At 34.4% G+C, this 18230-nt stretch carries 13 protein-coding genes and 1 tRNA gene; 10 read left to right on the top strand and 4 right to left on the bottom strand.

The genetic code is table 11. The features are described 5' to 3' along the window. Positions 1-72 precede the first annotated feature (72 nt). The 10 genes from ACW5R3_RS02330 to ACW5R3_RS02285 all read left to right on the top strand — a co-directional run bounded on the left by ACW5R3_RS02330 (position 73) and on the right by ACW5R3_RS02285 (position 12034). Positions 73-3129: a SusC/RagA family TonB-linked outer membrane protein gene (locus tag ACW5R3_RS02330; protein ID WP_456578013.1), complete on the top strand. Its 3057-nt coding sequence runs from the start codon at positions 73-75 to the stop codon at positions 3127-3129. Between the two features lie 13 nt (positions 3130-3142). Beyond that, positions 3143-4585, top strand: coding sequence for a RagB/SusD family nutrient uptake outer membrane protein (locus ACW5R3_RS02325; protein ID WP_456578012.1), 1443 nt, complete (start codon positions 3143-3145; stop codon positions 4583-4585). A 12-nt stretch (positions 4586-4597) separates the two neighbouring features. Continuing rightward, the gene (locus ACW5R3_RS02320) at positions 4598-5581 is read left to right on the top strand and encodes a PKD domain-containing protein (protein WP_456578011.1); all 984 of its coding nucleotides are present in this window, start codon (positions 4598-4600) and stop codon (positions 5579-5581) included. 3 nt (positions 5582-5584) lie between these two features. Further along, on the top strand, positions 5585-6493 hold the full coding sequence (locus ACW5R3_RS02315) for a polysaccharide lyase family 7 protein (RefSeq protein WP_456578010.1): 909 nt from the start codon (positions 5585-5587) through the stop codon (positions 6491-6493). Positions 6494-6667: 174 nt separating this feature from the next. Beyond that, the gene (locus ACW5R3_RS02310; protein WP_456578009.1) at positions 6668-7372 is read left to right on the top strand and encodes a FadR/GntR family transcriptional regulator; all 705 of its coding nucleotides are present in this window, start codon (positions 6668-6670) and stop codon (positions 7370-7372) included. A 177-nt stretch (positions 7373-7549) separates the two neighbouring features. Then, complete coding sequence (locus ACW5R3_RS02305) at positions 7550-8851, top strand: MFS transporter (RefSeq protein ID WP_456578008.1); 1302 nt, start codon at positions 7550-7552, stop codon at positions 8849-8851. An 18-nt stretch (positions 8852-8869) separates the two neighbouring features. After that, entirely contained in the window at positions 8870-9634 is a 765-nt protein-coding gene (locus ACW5R3_RS02300; protein ID WP_456578007.1) for an SDR family NAD(P)-dependent oxidoreductase, read from the top strand. Positions 9635-9678: 44 nt separating this feature from the next. Continuing rightward, on the top strand, positions 9679-10701 hold the full coding sequence (locus ACW5R3_RS02295) for a PfkB family carbohydrate kinase (RefSeq protein WP_456578006.1): 1023 nt from the start codon (positions 9679-9681) through the stop codon (positions 10699-10701). Positions 10702-10815: 114 nt separating this feature from the next. After that, entirely contained in the window at positions 10816-11484 is a 669-nt protein-coding gene (locus ACW5R3_RS02290) for a bifunctional 4-hydroxy-2-oxoglutarate aldolase/2-dehydro-3-deoxy-phosphogluconate aldolase (RefSeq protein ID WP_456578005.1), read from the top strand. Positions 11485-11491: 7 nt separating this feature from the next. Then, entirely contained in the window at positions 11492-12034 is a 543-nt protein-coding gene (locus tag ACW5R3_RS02285) for a LacI family DNA-binding transcriptional regulator (protein ID WP_456578004.1), read from the top strand. A 284-nt stretch (positions 12035-12318) separates the two neighbouring features. Here the strand turns inward: ACW5R3_RS02285 and ACW5R3_RS02280 are convergent, their stop codons facing one another. The 4 genes from ACW5R3_RS02280 to ACW5R3_RS02265 all read right to left on the bottom strand — a co-directional run bounded on the left by ACW5R3_RS02280 (position 12319) and on the right by ACW5R3_RS02265 (position 18215). Then, positions 12319-12459 carry a hypothetical protein gene (locus tag ACW5R3_RS02280; RefSeq protein ID WP_456578003.1) on the bottom strand — a complete coding sequence of 47 codons (141 nt, stop codon included), beginning with the start codon at positions 12457-12459 and terminating at the stop codon, positions 12319-12321. 551 nt (positions 12460-13010) lie between these two features. Then, positions 13011-16367, bottom strand: a complete 3357-nt coding sequence (locus ACW5R3_RS02275; RefSeq protein WP_456578002.1) for a GEVED domain-containing protein — start codon at positions 16365-16367, stop codon at positions 13011-13013. A gap of 314 nt (positions 16368-16681) precedes the next feature. After that, entirely contained in the window at positions 16682-17908 is a 1227-nt protein-coding gene (locus ACW5R3_RS02270; protein WP_456578001.1) for a LuxR C-terminal-related transcriptional regulator, read from the bottom strand. Positions 17909-18141: 233 nt separating this feature from the next. Continuing rightward, positions 18142-18215, bottom strand: a tRNA-Asn gene (locus tag ACW5R3_RS02265). Positions 18216-18230: the final 15 nt, after the last annotated feature.

The following is an 18230-nucleotide window of genomic DNA, read 5'->3' as shown; positions in this document are numbered from 1 at the left end:
TTAGAATACGAGCCTGTTGTTTTTTAAGTAGCTATTGACGTTTATTCTTAACTAAAACTAAATAACTAATTTATGAATGTGAAAACAAATCTATTCTTAATTGTAATGCTACTCTTAAGTTTTACAATTTGGGCTCAAGAAGGAACAACAGTAAAAGGTCAAATCCTTGCAACTGCTGACAATCTACCGATGCCAGGCGTTAATGTTATTATATTAGGGACGGCCAAAGGGACGTCTACTGATTTTGATGGCAATTATGAACTGAAAGTGAATAAAGGAGACATCCTACAATATTCATTTGTTGGGTATGTAACTAAAACTGTAACAGTAGACAACCAACAAACTATTAATGTTAGCTTAGATGAAGACGCTAGTCAATTAGACGAAGTCGTTATTATAGGTTATGGTACACAAAGAAAAAGTCACCTTACCGGTGCTATTTCTAAAGTAGAAAACAAAGATTTAGAACAAATAGCTGTTACCAGAGTTGATGATGCCTTAGTTGGTAAAATTTCTGGTGTAAACATTCAAGCTACCGATGGTGAAGCTGGTGCTGCACCAACTATTAGAATTCGTGGTACGGGTTCATTAGCAGGTAGTTCAGATCCACTTATTGTAGTTGATGGATTAGTTGTAGATAACGACTACCTTGGTTCATTAGATATGAATGATGTGGAATCTTTTGAAGTATTAAAAGATGCTGCCTCTTCTGCAATTTATGGATCACGTGCTGCCAATGGGGTTATCATGATTACTACAAAACAAGGTAAAGAAGGTAAAACAGTATTTACATACAACACGTATACTGGTTGGAAAGATGCTAGACAAAGTGATGACTACTATTTTTCAGTAGCAGAAACTGCAGCAGCAGAATTAGCTGCAACAGGTACGTTATCAGACAGAACCAAGTACAAACAATTAATTGGTGTTGATAACGACTGGCAAAATATAATTTTTAATGGTGGTATTATTGAAAACCACTCTTTCAGTGCCCGTGGTGGTAGTGAAAAAACAAAATACAGTGCCACTTTCGGCTATCTACATGATGAAGGTGTATTACTTACAGACGATTACAAAAAGTATAATTTAAAATTACGTTTAGATACTAAAGTAACAGACCGTTTATCATTTGGTGTAAACATAGCACCGTCTTACACTTCTCAAAGACGTTTTGATGGTTCTACACACGATATTTTAAGACAAGCACCATGGTTACCACTTTATCATGACGAAAACACTATTCAGTTTGTGGATTCTGCGCTCTATCCAAATGTAAAACCTGGTGATTATGCTACACAAGAACATTTTGATAATTACGATTTATATGGCGACGGAAGTTCAATGGTAAATATTAGTTCTACTAGTAACACCAATCCAGGAGCTAAAGTTTTAGAACGTAACCGTACTGATGATAAATTTAAAATGTATGGTAGTTTCTATGGTAAATACAAAATTGCTAAAGGCTTAACTTTTAGAGCCTCTATAGCAGGAGATTTCCAAAACACAAAAAGAATAAGATGGCAAGGTATCTACGCTAGTAGAAACGGTGCAGACGCATCACAATTAGATATTGAAAGTATTAACAGATTACATATTGTAACAGATAATTACTTCAACTACGATACTACTATCGGAAATCATGATATTTCAGCAATTTTAGGTTTTGCAGCCGAAAAATGGGATACAAGCTCTGAAGCTGCTCGTGGAACAGGATATGAATCTGATTTAATTCAAACGTTATCTGCAGCACCAACAATTGCTTCTGCAGAATCTATTGAATACCAACAACGTTTAATGTCTTATTTTGGTAGATTTAACTACGCATACGACAATAAATATTTAGTTTCTTTAAGTTTAAGAGCTGATGGTTCTTCTGTTTTTGGACCTGAAAACAAGTACGGATACTTCCCTGCTGCTTCGGTTGGTTGGATAGTAAGTAACGAAGACTTCTTAAGTTCAAGTAATGTTTTAAGCACCTTAAAACTACGATTTAGCTACGGTGTAACAGGTAACACAAACCTAGATACTGGCGATTCATTAATTGATAGTTATCCTTATTTAGCATTATTAAACTCATCAACAGCTATTGTTAATGACGGTGCTCAATCTGGTTACAACCCAATTAACATTGCTAATCCAGACTTAAAATGGGAACGTTCTATTGAGATGAACCCAGGTGTTGATTTCGGATTTTTTAACAATGCCGTTTCTGGTTCTATTGAATACTACAAGCGAACAAGTGACCAGTTATTATTATACAACCCAATTGCATCAACTACAGGTTTCACAAATGCCTTAGTTAACTTAGGTGAAGTTGAAAATAGTGGTTTTGAACTTGAAATTACCACACGTAATATTTCAAGAGAAAAATTCAGATGGTCTACAACTTTAATCGCATCAAGAAATAAAAACGAATTAGTTGATTTTGGAGATTCAAACGGACAAATTCAAAATGTAGATGATAAGCGTGCTGCTGAATGGATTAATTTAGTAGGAAACCCAATTTCTTCTTTTTATGGATGGGTAGTAGATCATGACATCCCTTCACAATACATAGTTAACCCTTACCATCCAATTGGAGGTGAAGCAGAAAGCGTATATGTAAAAGATTTAAATGGTGACGGTGTAATTGATGATGATGATAAAACAATCCTTGGTAACCCATATCCAGATTTAGTATGGAGTTTATCAAATGACTTCAAAATTGGAAACTTCGATTTTAGTTTTATGGTTCAAGGTAGTCATGGTGCTGAAGTAAGAAACATGGGTGACCAATACTTATTCAATCACTTTACAAGTTCTCAAGGGTTTACGTCTGACACACCAAATCAAGAGTTTATAAAAGAAAAAATATTTACTGATGATATTGTTCAAGATGCATCTTATGTCGCCTTAAGAAATGTAAACTTAGGTTATAACATTCCTAAAGAGTTTATTTCTAAAACAGCTGTTATTACCAAAGCAAGAGTTTATGTTGCAGGACAAAATTTAATGTATTTCACAGCCGATGACTATACCGGTTTTAACCCAGAATCTATTGATGATACATCAGGTACAACCTATGGATATCAGCGTGCAGGGAAACCAATTTTTAGTACAATCTCATTAGGTTTAAATCTAGAATTTTAAAAATATGACAACTATGAAACACATAAAATATATAACCGGTTTATCTTTAATGCTACTTGTTTCATCTTGTGGTGAAGATTTCCTAGAACCAGTACCAACTTCAGCTGTTAGTGCCACGGCATATTATACAACTGAACAGCAATTAGAAACAGCAGTTGTAAACATGTACGATGGCTTACAAGGTGTTAATGCATCTGAAATTACTGATGCTGATTTAAATCACGCCACTCAAGTTGAGTTTTATTTAACGGAAATGCGAAGCGATAACACAAGAACTAAAAGTAGTGAAGGTGAAGCCGCTCAATTTGAAAGTTATACAATAACAGCAAACAACGGTATCGTATCTGATTACTACACGAGTTTTTATAACATAATTTTCAGAGCTAATATTGTTATGGAAAATTTAGATGTAGCGTCTGAAACAAAAGCTGAACAATTTGAAGGAGAAGCAAGATTTGTACGTGCTTACTCACACTTTAATCTTGTTAGACTATTTGGAGACATTCCTTTAATAAACAGTGTTATTGCAATCGACGATACAGAATCTCAATTCACAAGAATATCAAAAGAGGTAGTTTATGAATCTATTGAAAACGATTTATTATTAGCTATAGAAAAATTAGACGGTATTGGTAACCAATATAAGTCTAGAGCTTCAAAAGCAGCTGCTCAAGCATTATTAGCTAAAGTTTATTTAACGCAAGGCACTAATTACCTTGATGCTCAAATTCTATGCGAAGCAGTAATGGGTAGTGGTTTTGCCTTAGAACCTAACTTTAAAGATGTTTTTTATAATGAAAACAACAACGAAGTTATCTTCTCAATAGCTTATATAAATGATAACGTAAACGACAGTCAAAACTTTTCAGCAGAATGGTTAAACGGTGTTGGTAGAACAAGTGGTGTAAACTATGTAACAGACAATGTTATAACAGATTTAGAAGCATTTGGAGGAACAGATCGCGCATTTTACTCATACAGAATTGATGATCGTCAACCATCACAAAACCAAGTGGCTAAATACTTACCACATGGTGATGAAGAAAGAGGTATTGCAGCAACTTCTAGCGATGCTACATCAGCAGGTAACGATTGGATTGTTATCCGTTATGCCGATGTATTACTTATGCATGTAGAAGCTATTATGGCTGACGGACAGCAAACATCTGCTTCAGCAGCACTTAACTCATTCCAATTAGTAAGAAACAGAGCTGGTTTAACAACACCAGTAACGAACATTAGTAAAGAAGACTTATTAATGGAGAGACGTGTAGAGTTAGCTTTTGAAAACCAACGCTTTTTCGACTTAGTTCGTTTTGGTGTAGCGCAAGAAGTCTTATCACAATTCTCTCAAGAAAACGACTATAGCTTTAGTGCAACAGATTTATTGCTACCAATGCCACAGCGTGAAATTAACTTAAGTAATGGATTAATGACCCAAAACCCAGGGTACTAAAAAATATAAACGATGAAACATATATTAAAAGAAATTTTAAGTTTTGTATTAATCACTACCCTATTTATAGGCTTCCAATCTTGTAGTGATTTTGAAAAGTATGAACTACCTGAAGCTGGTTCAATTCCAGATGCAACACCTCCAAGTGCTTTATTTGAAGCTACACAAGGAGAAGGCGCTGAGTTTCTAACCTATAGTTTTTCAAACCTCTCTACGAGTGCTACAAATTATTTGTGGGATTTTGGAGACGGTAACATGTCTATGGAGTTAGATGCCGTTAATACATTTCCTGATGAAGGAACTTATACTGTTTCCTTAACAGCATCAGACGATTTAGGAGCTATTAGCACATATACACAATCTATTGAAGTTATTGAGCCAGAGGCACCTGAAGTACCTAACCCGACCTTAGTGAATGCAGATTTCGATAAACTAGCTAAATTAAACGCTTCAGATTGTAACTGTTCTGGTTGGGATAATGACGATATTGGCGAGCAAGGAGAATCTAGTTCAGGTAATGGTGGATCGGACAACGTATTAAAATTTGATAACAACGAACCAGATCACATCTATCAAGAGTTTGAAGTTGTACCAAACGTTGATTACACTATTACTGTAGTAACATCCTTTAAAAGTTTAATTAACAACACGCCGCCTATGCCTAGCTCATTAGAGATAAGAGTATTATCAGGAAACGGTTATGAAAGTGGCTACACACCTACATACTACGAAACAGCACCAGAATTTCCATCTTCAGGATATGGATATACATCTATAACTCAAGTTGAAGAAGCTGCTAACAACTTACTTACTGAAACATTAACTAACCCAGAAAACGACGATTATTTTACAGATGTTTTCACATTCAACTCAGGAGCTAACACAAGTGTTGCTTTATTTATGAGAGGTATCGGTGGTGAAGCTACAGGAGAGTATGGTTATACAAGTGGGGATGAAGAAATCCGTATCGATTCTGTATCTATTACCGCAAACTAAAATATGAGGTATATACAAAATAACATATTATCCGTACTATTAATAGCTTTCTTGTCTATTAGCGTTACATCCTTTGCACAAGAGGGTAACGCTAAAGATGCGAAAGCCAAAAAGGAAAAGAAAAAAAAGAAGCGCAAAAAATACAAGTTACCGGAAATAGACTTAAGTCATTGGAAAGTAACTACCCCGAGTGGTGATGGAAAAAAACCAATGGAATTTGAACCACCAGAAATATTAAACTATGGTTCAATTGCCGAGTTAAAACCATACATGTATAACGATTCTACAAAAGGGGCTTTAGTCTTTTATGCCTTCCCTAGCGGCGCTACAACCAAAAACACCAAATATTCCAGATCCGAATTACGAGAACAAATGGTACCTGGAAGCAATAAAGTTAATTGGACGTTTGCACAAGGAGGCTATATGAAAGGTACCCTACAAATGGGAAAAATCACTAGAAAAGACGACGGAAAATATCCGAAAGTGATTATTATGCAAATTCATGGTCGCTTAACAAACGAACAGCGCGATTTAATAGGACAAGATGATAATAATGCCCCCCCAATATTAAAAATATATTGGCAAAACGGTAAAATACGAGTAAAAACCAAAGTGCTTAAAAACAAAAATGCATCCGATCTCGAAATCCTACATGAAGATGCTTGGGGCGATGATAAAGGATACACCTTTAAGCAAGAAGTTGGCTTTAAAAAATTCACTTTAGAGGTGACCGTAACCGATGGAAAAATGGTTGTTACTTTAAACAATCATGAATATGCCGTTTATGAAGATATTAATATGAAGCGATGGGGTATTTTCGAAAATTACTTTAAGGCCGGAAATTATTTCCAGTCTCGAGAAGAAGGTACGTCTGCAGAAGTTAAATACTATAGTTTAGAAGTTTCGCATTAGTTTATTGTTTTAGTCTAGTAACTTTTTAGTTGAATTTTACTGATCTAAATTTCGGATCAGTGAAATTCGGCGAAACTTGTAAAAATTAATCCAGATTTAGTAAGGCTTGGTTTATAATATTACTTAAATTTAGCAACTGAAACTGGTTAACCAATTTTTTCAAAGTTAAAAAGTATGAAATTAGAAATACTTACAAAAAACGACAATCACGACATACAGAAGGATATTTTACACAAAATCAAGGAGTTAATAAACTACAAAAACCTTGAACCTGGTGATAAACTACCATCCGAACGTATGTTATCTGAAAAATTTGAAGTATCTCGTGGTAATCTTAGAGAAGCCATTCAGAAATTAGAATTTTATGGTTTATTAGAATCCATACCACAAAGCGGCACTTTTGTAGCAAACATTGGTGTTACAGCAATGAACGGAATGATTGATGATATTTTAAGATTAGAAGATCCAGATTTCAAATCGTTAGTAGAAACACGCATTTTACTCGAACTAAAAACAGTGCGTTTAGCTGCTTTAAGACGAACGGAAGACGATTTAGAAAAACTAAAAAATGCTTTAGATGCCTACACTGAAAAAGTAATGAATGGTGAAGATGCCGTACAGGAAGATTTACTGTTTCATCTAGCTATAGCTAAAGCCAGCGGTAATGTAACTATGAATACATTCATGCTTATGATTACCCCTGAAATTATTACAAACTTTGAGAAAAACCATGTTTGTGATAAAGATCAACCTAAAATTGGGATAAAAGAGCATGAAGCAATTTTTGAAGCCATAAAAAATAAAGCACCTCAAGAGGCTAAACAAAAAATGAAAGAGCATTTTAAAGTATTATACCAATACTGTTATAATATAAAATAATTAAAAGATTGAAATGAAATGCACGACTCATTTCAATAGAATAATAAAAAAGGAGGGATAGTAATTTTAGTAGTTAACGAGCACATTGTTTATTCCTGATAATTACTTCAACAGCAGTTTAGATAATTTTTGAATTCTAAACTACAACAGACATGTTTTACATAAATTAAAAAAATAATGAAACTAAAAGGATTAAGATGGTGGGTGGTTGGCTTGATTGCCATTGCTACGATTATTAACTATATAGATCGTACGTCATTAAGTGTTCTTTGGCCGGACATAGCGAAAGAGTTATACCCAGGACATACACCTGATGAAACCAAGGCAATATATGCTTTAATCTCAATTGTTTTTGTGTTTTCGTATGCGTTTGGACAAGCAATATTTGGAAAAATTTTCGATTGGGTAGGCACACGAATAGGATTTGTATTGTCTATCGGTGTGTGGTCTGTTGCCACAGCATTACACGCTTTAGCTAAGGGTGTTTTAGGCTTTGGTATTTTTCGTGCCATATTAGGTGTTGCTGAGGCAGGTAACTGGCCAGGAGCAACCAAAGGTAATGCAGAATGGTTTCCTACCAAGGAACGTGCACTTGCGCAAGGAATTTTTAATTCTGGTGCTGCAATAGGAGGAATTATTGCTATCCCATTAATCGCTTTTCTAACCATTTATTTTAGTTGGAAATCAATATTTATCTTGATTGGATTGACAGGTTTACTTTGGTTGATACCTTGGTGGATTTTAGTAAAAGCACCACCTAAAAATCACCCTTGGATTACAGATGAAGAACGTAACTATATCTTGACAGGCCAAAAAAAGGAAGATGCTAAAAAGAACGAAGTTGAAGAGGATGAATACAACCCTAATACTAAAGAATTACTTGGACATAAGCAAAGTTGGGGAGTTATATTAGCTTCAGCAGCAATTGATCCAATTTGGTGGTTGTTTGTTTTTTGGATACCAATATATTTAAATGAAGTTTATGGTATGGACGTGAAATCTATTGGACTTTATGGATGGGTACCTTATGTAGGAGCAATGTTAGGAGCTTGGTTTGGAGGATTGTTGGCGCAAAATAGATTAAAAGCAGGTTGGAATGTTAACAAAACTAGAAAGATGGTAATTACACTTGGGTGTTTTATAATGTTACCAGCATTATTAGCCATGGCAAATCCTGGAGGACCTACTACAGCTGTTATTATTATGGCTGTAATATTGTTTGGATTCCAAACAGCAATTGGAAATGTTCAAACTTTACCTAGTGATCTTTTTAGTGGGAAAACAGTAGGAACATTGGCAGGGTTTTCTGGTATGGCAGCCAAACTTACCGCAGCAGGTTTAACTTATTTAGTGCCTTGGCTAACTAGTGGAGGAAATTATACGCCAGCATTTGTTATTGGAGCAGGTTTAGCGATTTTGACTTTAGTTAGTGTTTGGGTATTAATACCAAAAGTTGAATCAATAAAAAAAATAAATTAAATTAAAAATTAAATAAAAATGAGTAATTCAAAAGGAAAAGTAGCAGTAGTAACCGGAGCCACAGGCGGAATCGGTTTTGAAGTAGCAAAAAAACTAGGTCAAGAAGGGTATACTGTACTTTTAAATGGTTTAGACGAGGGACGAGGAGCAGCAAGAATTAAAGAACTTACTGAAGAAGGTATCACAGCTGAATTCTATTGTTTTGATGTTACTAAAGAAGAAGAAGTAACAGCAAACATCACTAAAATTGGCGAAAAATACGGAAAGATTGATGTTTTAGTGAATAATGCTGGTGGACTTGGCGGAAGATCTAGATTTGAAGAAATGACTACTGAATTTTTCAGATCAGTTATGGCTTTAAACTTAGACTCTGTATTTTTTGCATCACGTGCGGCTATCCCATTCTTAAAGAAAGGTGATCACCCAACAATTATTAACTTTACATCTAATGCAGCATGGACTGCAGGTGGACCAGGTGCAGGTATCTACGGCACTTCTAAAGCTGGGGTGCACTCAATCACGAGAGCTTTAGCTAAAGATTTAGCTGAATACGGTATTCGCGTAAACGCGGTATCTCCAGGTACAATTGATACGCCTTTCCACGCACAAATTAAATCTACTAAACCAGAAGTATTTGCTTCATGGGCAAACAACATTATGTTAGGACGTTTAGGTCAGCCACAAGATGTTGCTTCAGTAGTAGCGTTTTTAGCTAGTGAAGGTGCAAGCTTTATCACAGCTGAAACAATTCAAATTGGAGGTGGTCAAGCATTAGGTATCTAAACAACCAAAAAACATCCATAAATAAAAATAACTATAGCCCTACAATGAATAGAATAGTCACATTTGGAGAAATTATGTTACGCTTATCTACTGAGCGACATTTACGATTTACACAAGCTAAATTCTTTGCCGCTACTTATGGTGGTGGCGAATTTAACGTTGCTGTTTCTCTAGCCAATTACGGAATGAATGCGGAGTTTGTAACACGAATTCCAGACAACGAAATTGGTGCATGTACGTTAAAAGAAATGCGAAAACTTAACGTAAATTCTCAAAATGTGGTTATGGGGGGCGATAGGCTTGGTATCTATTTTTTAGAAACTGGAGCAGGAACTCGTGGTAGCAATGTGGTATATGACCGTGCTAATAGCGCGATAGCAACAGCTAGTAGTGATGATTTTGATTGGGAAGAAATATTTAAAGGTGCTACTTGGTTTCACTGGAGCGGTATTACACCAGCAATTTCAGAAAGTGCTGCAGAAGCATGTTTAAACGCTGTAAAAACAGCACATAAAATGGGTTTAACCATTTCCTGCGATTTAAATTACAGATCTAAACTTTGGCAATATGGAAAACAACCAAAAGATGTCATGCCCGAACTTTTAAAATATAGTCATATAATTCTTGGCGATATTGATACGGCATATTTCATGTTAGGAAAAAGTAAAGTAGAACCTAATTATCAGGATGAATCATCTCTTCCTGTTTTATACGAAGCGCTATTTGACCTATGCCCTAACTTAAAAACAGTTGCAACAACCCTAAGGTATTCGGTAAGTGCATCACACCAAAGAATAGGAGGTATTTTATTTGATGGTAAAACATTATATAACGCAGCTATAAAAGAAGTTACACCTGTAGTAGACAGAGTTGGTAGTGGCGATGCTTTTATGGGCGGCTTAATTTACGGTTTACTTGAATATAAAAACCAAACCCAAAAGGCATTAGATTTTGCCGTTGCGGCATGCTGTTTAAAACATACTATTTCTGGAGATTACAATTTAGTTTCGGTAGCAGAAGTAGAAAAAATGATGAGTGGGAAAGCCAATGGTAAAGTATCACGGTAAATAACCTAACAAGTCATAACATTAAATAATAACACAACTTAAAATGCAAACCAAAACAGCCTTTTAAAAAGGAATTTAAATTTGGTTTGAAAAAGATATTACAACCCTCAAAATATGGCAAAATATACGCGAATAGAAGTCGCACAAACAATGAAAAACACCGGATTAGTACCGTTGTTTTACAACTCCGATATCAGCATAGCAAAAAACGTATTAAAAGCATGTTATGATGGCGGTGCGCGATTAATGGAATTTACAGCTCGTGGAGATTTTGCACATGAAGTTTTTGGCGCATTAAACAAATATGCTTTAGCTGAACTACCCGGTATGATTTTAGGAGTTGGATCGGTAACAGATGCTGCAGCAGCTTCAAGATATATGGCATTGGGAGCTAATTTTATTGTAACACCAGTTTTCCGAGAAGATATTGCTATTGTTTGCAACAGAAGAAAGGTATTATGGTCTCCTGGATGCGGCACATTAACCGAAATAGCAAAGGCTGAAGAATTTGGCTGCGAAATTGTTAAACTATTCCCAGGAGGTATTTATGGTCCTAATTTTATAAAAGCCATAAAAGGCCCACAACCATGGACAAGTATTATGCCAACAGGTGGTGTTGCACCAACTAAAGAAAATTTACAATCTTGGTTTGAAGCCGGTGTAACTTGTGTTGGAATAGGCTCAAAACTTATTTATAAAAATGAGGACGGCGCCTACAACTATAAAACAATAGAAGAATTAACTAAGTTCTCAATTGAAACTATTAAAGAGTTAAAAAAATAATCCAATTATGCAGCAATCTGGAGTAACTTTAAAAAAAATATCCTTGCTTTCTGGCTTTTCTGTTTCTACAGTTTCTAAAGCCTTAAATCATAAAGAAGATATTAGCGAGAAAACTAAAAATGTTATTTTAGACCTAGCAAAGCAACATAATTACAAACCTAATTATTCGGCACTTTCGCTTCGTAAAAAAGAAACTAAAACTTTTGGTGTTATCATTCCTGAAATATCAAACCAGTTTTACGGTAACTTACTTTCGGAAATAGAAAAAATTGCATTTGAAAACGGATACCGTTTAATGATTTTACAATCTTTAGGTTCTTCAAAAAAGGAAAAAGATTGCATGAAACTAATTTCTGATGGATCTGTAGATGGTATCATTGTACTATCATCGAAGCATAATGATTGTTTGTTAAAAATTAAGGATGATTTATATATCCCTCCTTATATTTACTTCAAAATAGACTTAGATAATTCCGAGAGTATTAACATTCCTAATTTAGCCTCATTATACTTTAATAATCTTTTAGAAGAAGTTAAACGCACTTATTAGAATCAATTCCGAACTCACAACACACAAGCTAGTATTTATATACTGGCTTTTTTAGTTTTTAATAGCATTGTTACAGCCTATCTAACAAACTATTTTAAATACTTCCAGTAACACTTCATAAACTAGTAATACCTATCTTAAACTTTATTAAAACAGATAGAAATACCCCATCAGCTTTAACAGAAACTAAAAATTAGTTATAAAAGGGGTCCCCCCTAAGAAACCCCAATTATAAAGTTAATCCCCCAATTAACTAACTAATAAAATACTTAAATATTAATAGCTTATAATTCAACAAAACAATTAACGCCGTTTAAAAACGATCGAACTAAATAACGATCATCTATGAGTCCATTATTAAAATCCAATTTGGTTTTACGATGTGAACCATCATGACGTTTATTATTATTTTTATTTTCTTTCATATATATCATTTTACCAAAAACACAACCATTTGAAAACCTAACACCATTCTATGATGATCTTTTACGTTTCTTTCTATCCTGTGTGGTAGCTATTTTGCTCGCAGACATATTTTGACTCATCCCTAGTTTAGAAAAACAATCAATGTTTACTTGATGGGTAATAAGAATTTCGGAAGAAAATTCATGATTAGAAGAATCATTTTCAAAAATTACAGATTGAGTCATCCCCTGACATGAAAGTGTAACAATTAAAAATGCAAATAGATTTAGGATACTAATTTTCATAGGTAATATGATTTGGTTGTTTTTGTTAATACAAGCTGTTTTTAGGCAACTTATATATCTTCTTTTTTCGGTTATTCAAATGTCAATATTTTTTTTAGAAAAAACGGTATTTGTAAGGGTAGCTATGGTGTAGTTTCCACACTACCCGGTGGGTAGCTATTCGTAATTAATTGAAAATAAACCAAATACGAAAGACAAACAAAAATCGATTAATAAGAGGAGTTCATTAAAAACCCCTCTTATAATCTCTCCTATTAATCAAACAACTAACGTTTAATAACTCTAAATACTTGAGTCATTCCTTTTAATGATACTGTTACCAGATAAACACCATCATTTAAGTTTTCATTTAAAGTAACTTGTATCTTATTATTTAATACATCATGATTCTTATTATAAATTTCCCTACCCAACATATCATTCACAACTAGTGAAACATTATGCCCATTTAGATTTTCGGCATTAATGTAAAATGAATTACCGCTTATCGGATTAGGGTATAAACTTAGTTTAGAAAGTAATGTGTTATTTTCAAGCGATAAAGGATATGAAACACTAATAATGTAATCCTCTATTTGTCCAAAAGTATAGCTTCCGCAGGCATCAGTTGGAGACACATTATAATTCTTTATAACTCGCATACGCGCATCACCTTCCAAAGCTGTATTTGGAACTACGATACTTGTTGAAGCTTGTTGACCGTCTGCTCCATTAGAATTAAGAATAGACCCTACCTCATACATTTCATCTGATTGAAATACTAAATCTTGATTCCAATCCACCCACACTGTAAAAAAGTTGGTAAAATTACCGACAGTATTACCTTCGGCTGAGAAATTATAAGTCCCTCCTGTTTCTACCTGTCCCACAATATTTGAGAAGTTTTCATAAGAAATTGAGCCACCTGTTGCTGATGTATTATCAATACCTGCAAATAAAACACGTGTAATAGGCTTAACGTTAGAAGCTACAGCATTACAATAGCCAGTATCTTCTAAAGTCGTAAAACTAATTCTTTCTGATGAAGTTAAAACATCTCCACATATAGAAACTACTTCAACTTCATATGCTGTTTCTGAAGATAAATCGGGCAAATTCACACCTGTTGTACCCGCTGCAACAGTACCTGTTAGGACAGGTGTAATTGAACCTTCTTCATAAAGATTTATACGATAACCTTCAGTTGCATCAGCAGAAGCATTCCATGTTAATACGGCACTATTACTAGTAATAGAACTTATAGCTATTCCTGTTACAGAATTACAACTAGCTACAGATTGAAGATTGATTGAGTACTCTTCAACCTCTCCAATAGAATAATCCTCACAAGGTTGCGGTATAGAAGAACCATTTTTCATAGAGACACGCATAGAAGTAGCTCCTAAGACCACATCTTCAGGAACAGTAAAAGATCCCGTAGCAATGGTATTGGAACTCGAGTTGTTTGCAAAAACTCTTTCCGATGAATCATAGATTCCATCACCATTGTAATCTATCCACACTCCATAAGAAGTATTGTAATTACCGTCAGCAGTAACAGTAATAAAAATACTATATAATTCACCAGCGGCTAGGTTAGTACTTATCCCTGTAAAGTCACTATAAGCACTGTCAGATGAATTATTATTTATTGTATTCAACCCTACATGGCTTATGTAATAATAATCTCTTGGCTGAGTTACTTCAGAATAACAATAAAACCCTTCAGTCATGAAACTTACGGTGTATAAGAATAATGAAGGTTCTTCGCTAGCACATTTACTTCTTACACTAACTTCATACTCGGTGTATTGTTTAAGCCCCGAAAGCGTATATGTATTTGTTGGAATATCATATATAGTTGTCCATGTGGTAGTACCAACTTCACGATATCTTAAATCATATAAAGAATTTGGAATTGTTGACCACGAAAAAGAAGCTGTATTTACTCCTATTTCAGTAGTAATTAAATCTGAAGGCGGTGTACAAGAAGGTATTGGCTCCCAATACAAATCATCTATAAAATAATTTTTACCATCAGCCCAAGACTGTATCGCTAATTTAGCGTTACTAGGAAGCGTTGTAGGAACCGTAATGATATATTCCGTTCCATCCCAACTATCATTAGTTATGGTTATTCGTTCTAACAATGTAAAATCTGACCAATCATTTTCATCCACAACATATCCAAAATCAAGGCGACCATTTGGCTCACTTACTCTAGCTTTAAAACGCAACCAATGTGTTCCAGCATTTACATTACTAAATGAAGGTAAAACACCTCTAAATCCAATTCTATTAGTAGGAGCATATAACTGTAGGCTTTGTGTTCCTGATGCTGGAGAAACATCATTTACTCCATAAATAACTGTATCCGTACTCCCTGAACCCTGTCTTACCCAACAATCTGGAAGCCCGTCATAACTATAAGTAAAATCGTATGAATCAAAATTTTCAAATAAATAATCTAAGTAAGTACAATCGGTTGTAAAGCCATATTTTGTAGACCAAACTCCTACATCTCCATTTCCACATTGCGCTTGCACATAAAAATCATAATACGTTTCTTCAGTTAATCCAGTTATGGTGTAAGACGTTGTTGTAGATGAAGCTGTACCGAGCTCATCAACACCACCAGGCGTATAACCATATGGTCCCCAAGAAATGTTCCACGCTGTTTCCACATCTCCTTCTGTCCAGGAAATTAATGCAGTAGTATCTGTAACATCAACATTATTAGCAACTAAGTTCGTTGGAGCTATACATCGGGTATTAAAACTAAAAGGACCTGCCCAATCACTTGTATATTCAGCACCACAATCCGTTTGTATATAATATTGGTAATCGGTTGTATTAACTAAGCCTGTTATCTGATAACTAGGAGTAGTACTCACATCAGCACCTATTTCATTCCCATCTCCCGGAACAAATCCAGACGCACCCCATAATATATTCCAAGAAGTGCCAAAACTATCAGATTCCCAAGATATATCGATAGTGGTATCTGATCTATCAACTGTAGTAACATTAGTAACAGGACTACAAGTAACACCTCCAAAATCTATAATGATATTAGGTCGTCTGTCTACAACTATCCCAGTACCAGTTGGAGCTCCAAAATCTTGCGTCCAACGTTGATGAGAATTTGTTTTTAGAGTGTATGAAATACCATTTCCTACTGCATATTTAGTAAGTCCATAAGGATTTGTTGAGCTGTCACCATAATTTGCTTCAACCATAACCTCTAAGTTATTACTTGAAAAGGCAAACGGGGTGCTTAATACAAAGTAATTCCATCCTTCAATTGGGTCTAGCGTATCATCATAAACCAAGGTCGCCCCAGCTATTTTATTTGCCCAAGTAACTTCTGATTGCAATTCATTTGAAGTCTCTCTTAAATAAATTTTAATAGGACTAGCAGCCCTATCCCCATACCTAGCGTTCCACGCTATCCTATAAATAGTACCTGTTGTACCAATTTCTGATGATGTATAAATAGCACTTGATCTTTCATATAAATATGCAGTACCTAATGGATAACTTTTTACATTCGTACCGTATCCAATTTCAACTTCTTGAGACATACCTTGCCAGGACATAGCAAGCATTAACATGGTTAGTAGATTTAGTAGATTTTTTTTCATAAACTTTTGTTTGGGTTACTCATTTTTTAAATTAATAATAGCTTTCACTAAAAATTTAGCACTGTTTTTAAAATGTATTTTAAAAAACAGTAATCAAAATTTTTAGTTTCTCAAATGTCTATACTTTCATTAAAAAAAAAGATTTTTAGCGGGTAGCTATGGTGTAGTTTTTACGCTACCCGGTGGGTAGCCAGATATACAGGGCTCGCATACAGTACTTTAAAAAAACCTGTAAATAAAAAAAACCGCTTTAAGCGGTTTTTAAAATAAAGCCGTATTTATAATACAAGCCAATAATATATAGGAAATTTAAACTATAACTTATAGTTTTCTCTGAGCATAACCCGACTAGAAACACCTAAAATTTCATAAATAGCCTTTAAATGATATTTAACCGTGTTTTCAGAAATGAAGAGTTCATTACCAATTTCTTTATTTGTTTTGCCTTCTTTAAGGAGTTTAACAATATCCAATTGTCTTTCGGTTAGGTTGTGTGTTTCTAAAATATCCTTTGAATTGTTATTGGTATCTATTTCTTCAGAAAGCCTTTTAACCTCCATACGGATATATTTATTCTCGCTTGAAATTAACTTATTTTTTTGCCTGAAAACAATTAATAAAACAACTAATACAATTACTAAAACAACAATAATTGCAGATATGATAGACAAGTAATACATACGATTCTCTTCAGCTATTTTTGCTGCAGCCTCCTTTTCTTGCGTTATTTTATCCTTTAAATTCAATAATTTATCATTATTAGAAGCAGCATCGTAATCTTTACGTTTAGAATTTACAATTTCTTCCATCTTTAAAGCATTTTCATAATCCCCAATAGTTTTATAATGCTTTGCTAAACTCTCATGCATAACCAAATCATAAATAGGAACTTCATACTCTTTTGCATAAAGGACGCCTTTATCAAAAGCATCCATAACTTTTGCTGAATCGCCTTGTAAGGAATATAACGCCAAAAGAGCACGGTAAACATTGGGTAAGTGCTTAGGATTCTCTTTTTCTAAAATTGCTGCTGCAATATCATAGTTTGCTTCAGCTTTCTCGAAATCATCATCCCAGACAGCAACTGCTGCTAAAACAGAATGGTAGTGAGCTAGGGTTTCTCTAGTCAAGTAACTAACCGTTTCAGGATCAAATTCGGTAAGAATAAACTTAACGTTTTCAAAATCTTTTATTTCAAAATAAAAAAACAACCGTTCTGCTAAAATTTTAGCCTCTAACTCATTTCTATGACTAGATTTTAAAGCTTCTTTCTCGGCAAGCTTAAGCATGTTAACAGTCATTACCTGATTGTAAACCCGTTTAAACGTATACGACATTTGAATGTACGCATGGGTTTTATCAAAGGAATCTGAATTTGGATCGTCTATTATACTTTCTAATTTAAGAAAGGAAACTTCATACTTGTGTTGATCATTAAGTTTGGATATTTCATCATCCAAAGCAATAGGATCGATATTCTGAGCAAAAATGAAAGATGGAATTATAAATAGAAGAATTTTCAGATAGGTTTTCTGACTCACGGGACTAGGGGTTTAATAATTCTATAAAATTAAAAAATATAATAGAATAAACTAATCAACTCACTGTTTTTGAACTCATAAAAGTATGAAATTTTAATAAAACAGGATATCACCATGACTAAGCACGTAAACTAATAGTAAAACGACCACTTAGAACTTGTATCCTTTATAAATAGCAGACTTATAGAAAAAACAAAAGCCATTCAATTTCTTGAATGGCTTTGTCTAACTTGCTCCTCCTCTTGGGCTCGAACCAAGGACCCTCTGATTAACAGTCAGATGCTCTAACCAACTGAGCTAAGGAGGAGTGTTATCGCTTTTG

The organism is Algorimicrobium bowmanii (assembly GCF_054031195.1).
This window is presented reverse-complemented; position numbering and strand designations above follow the sequence as displayed.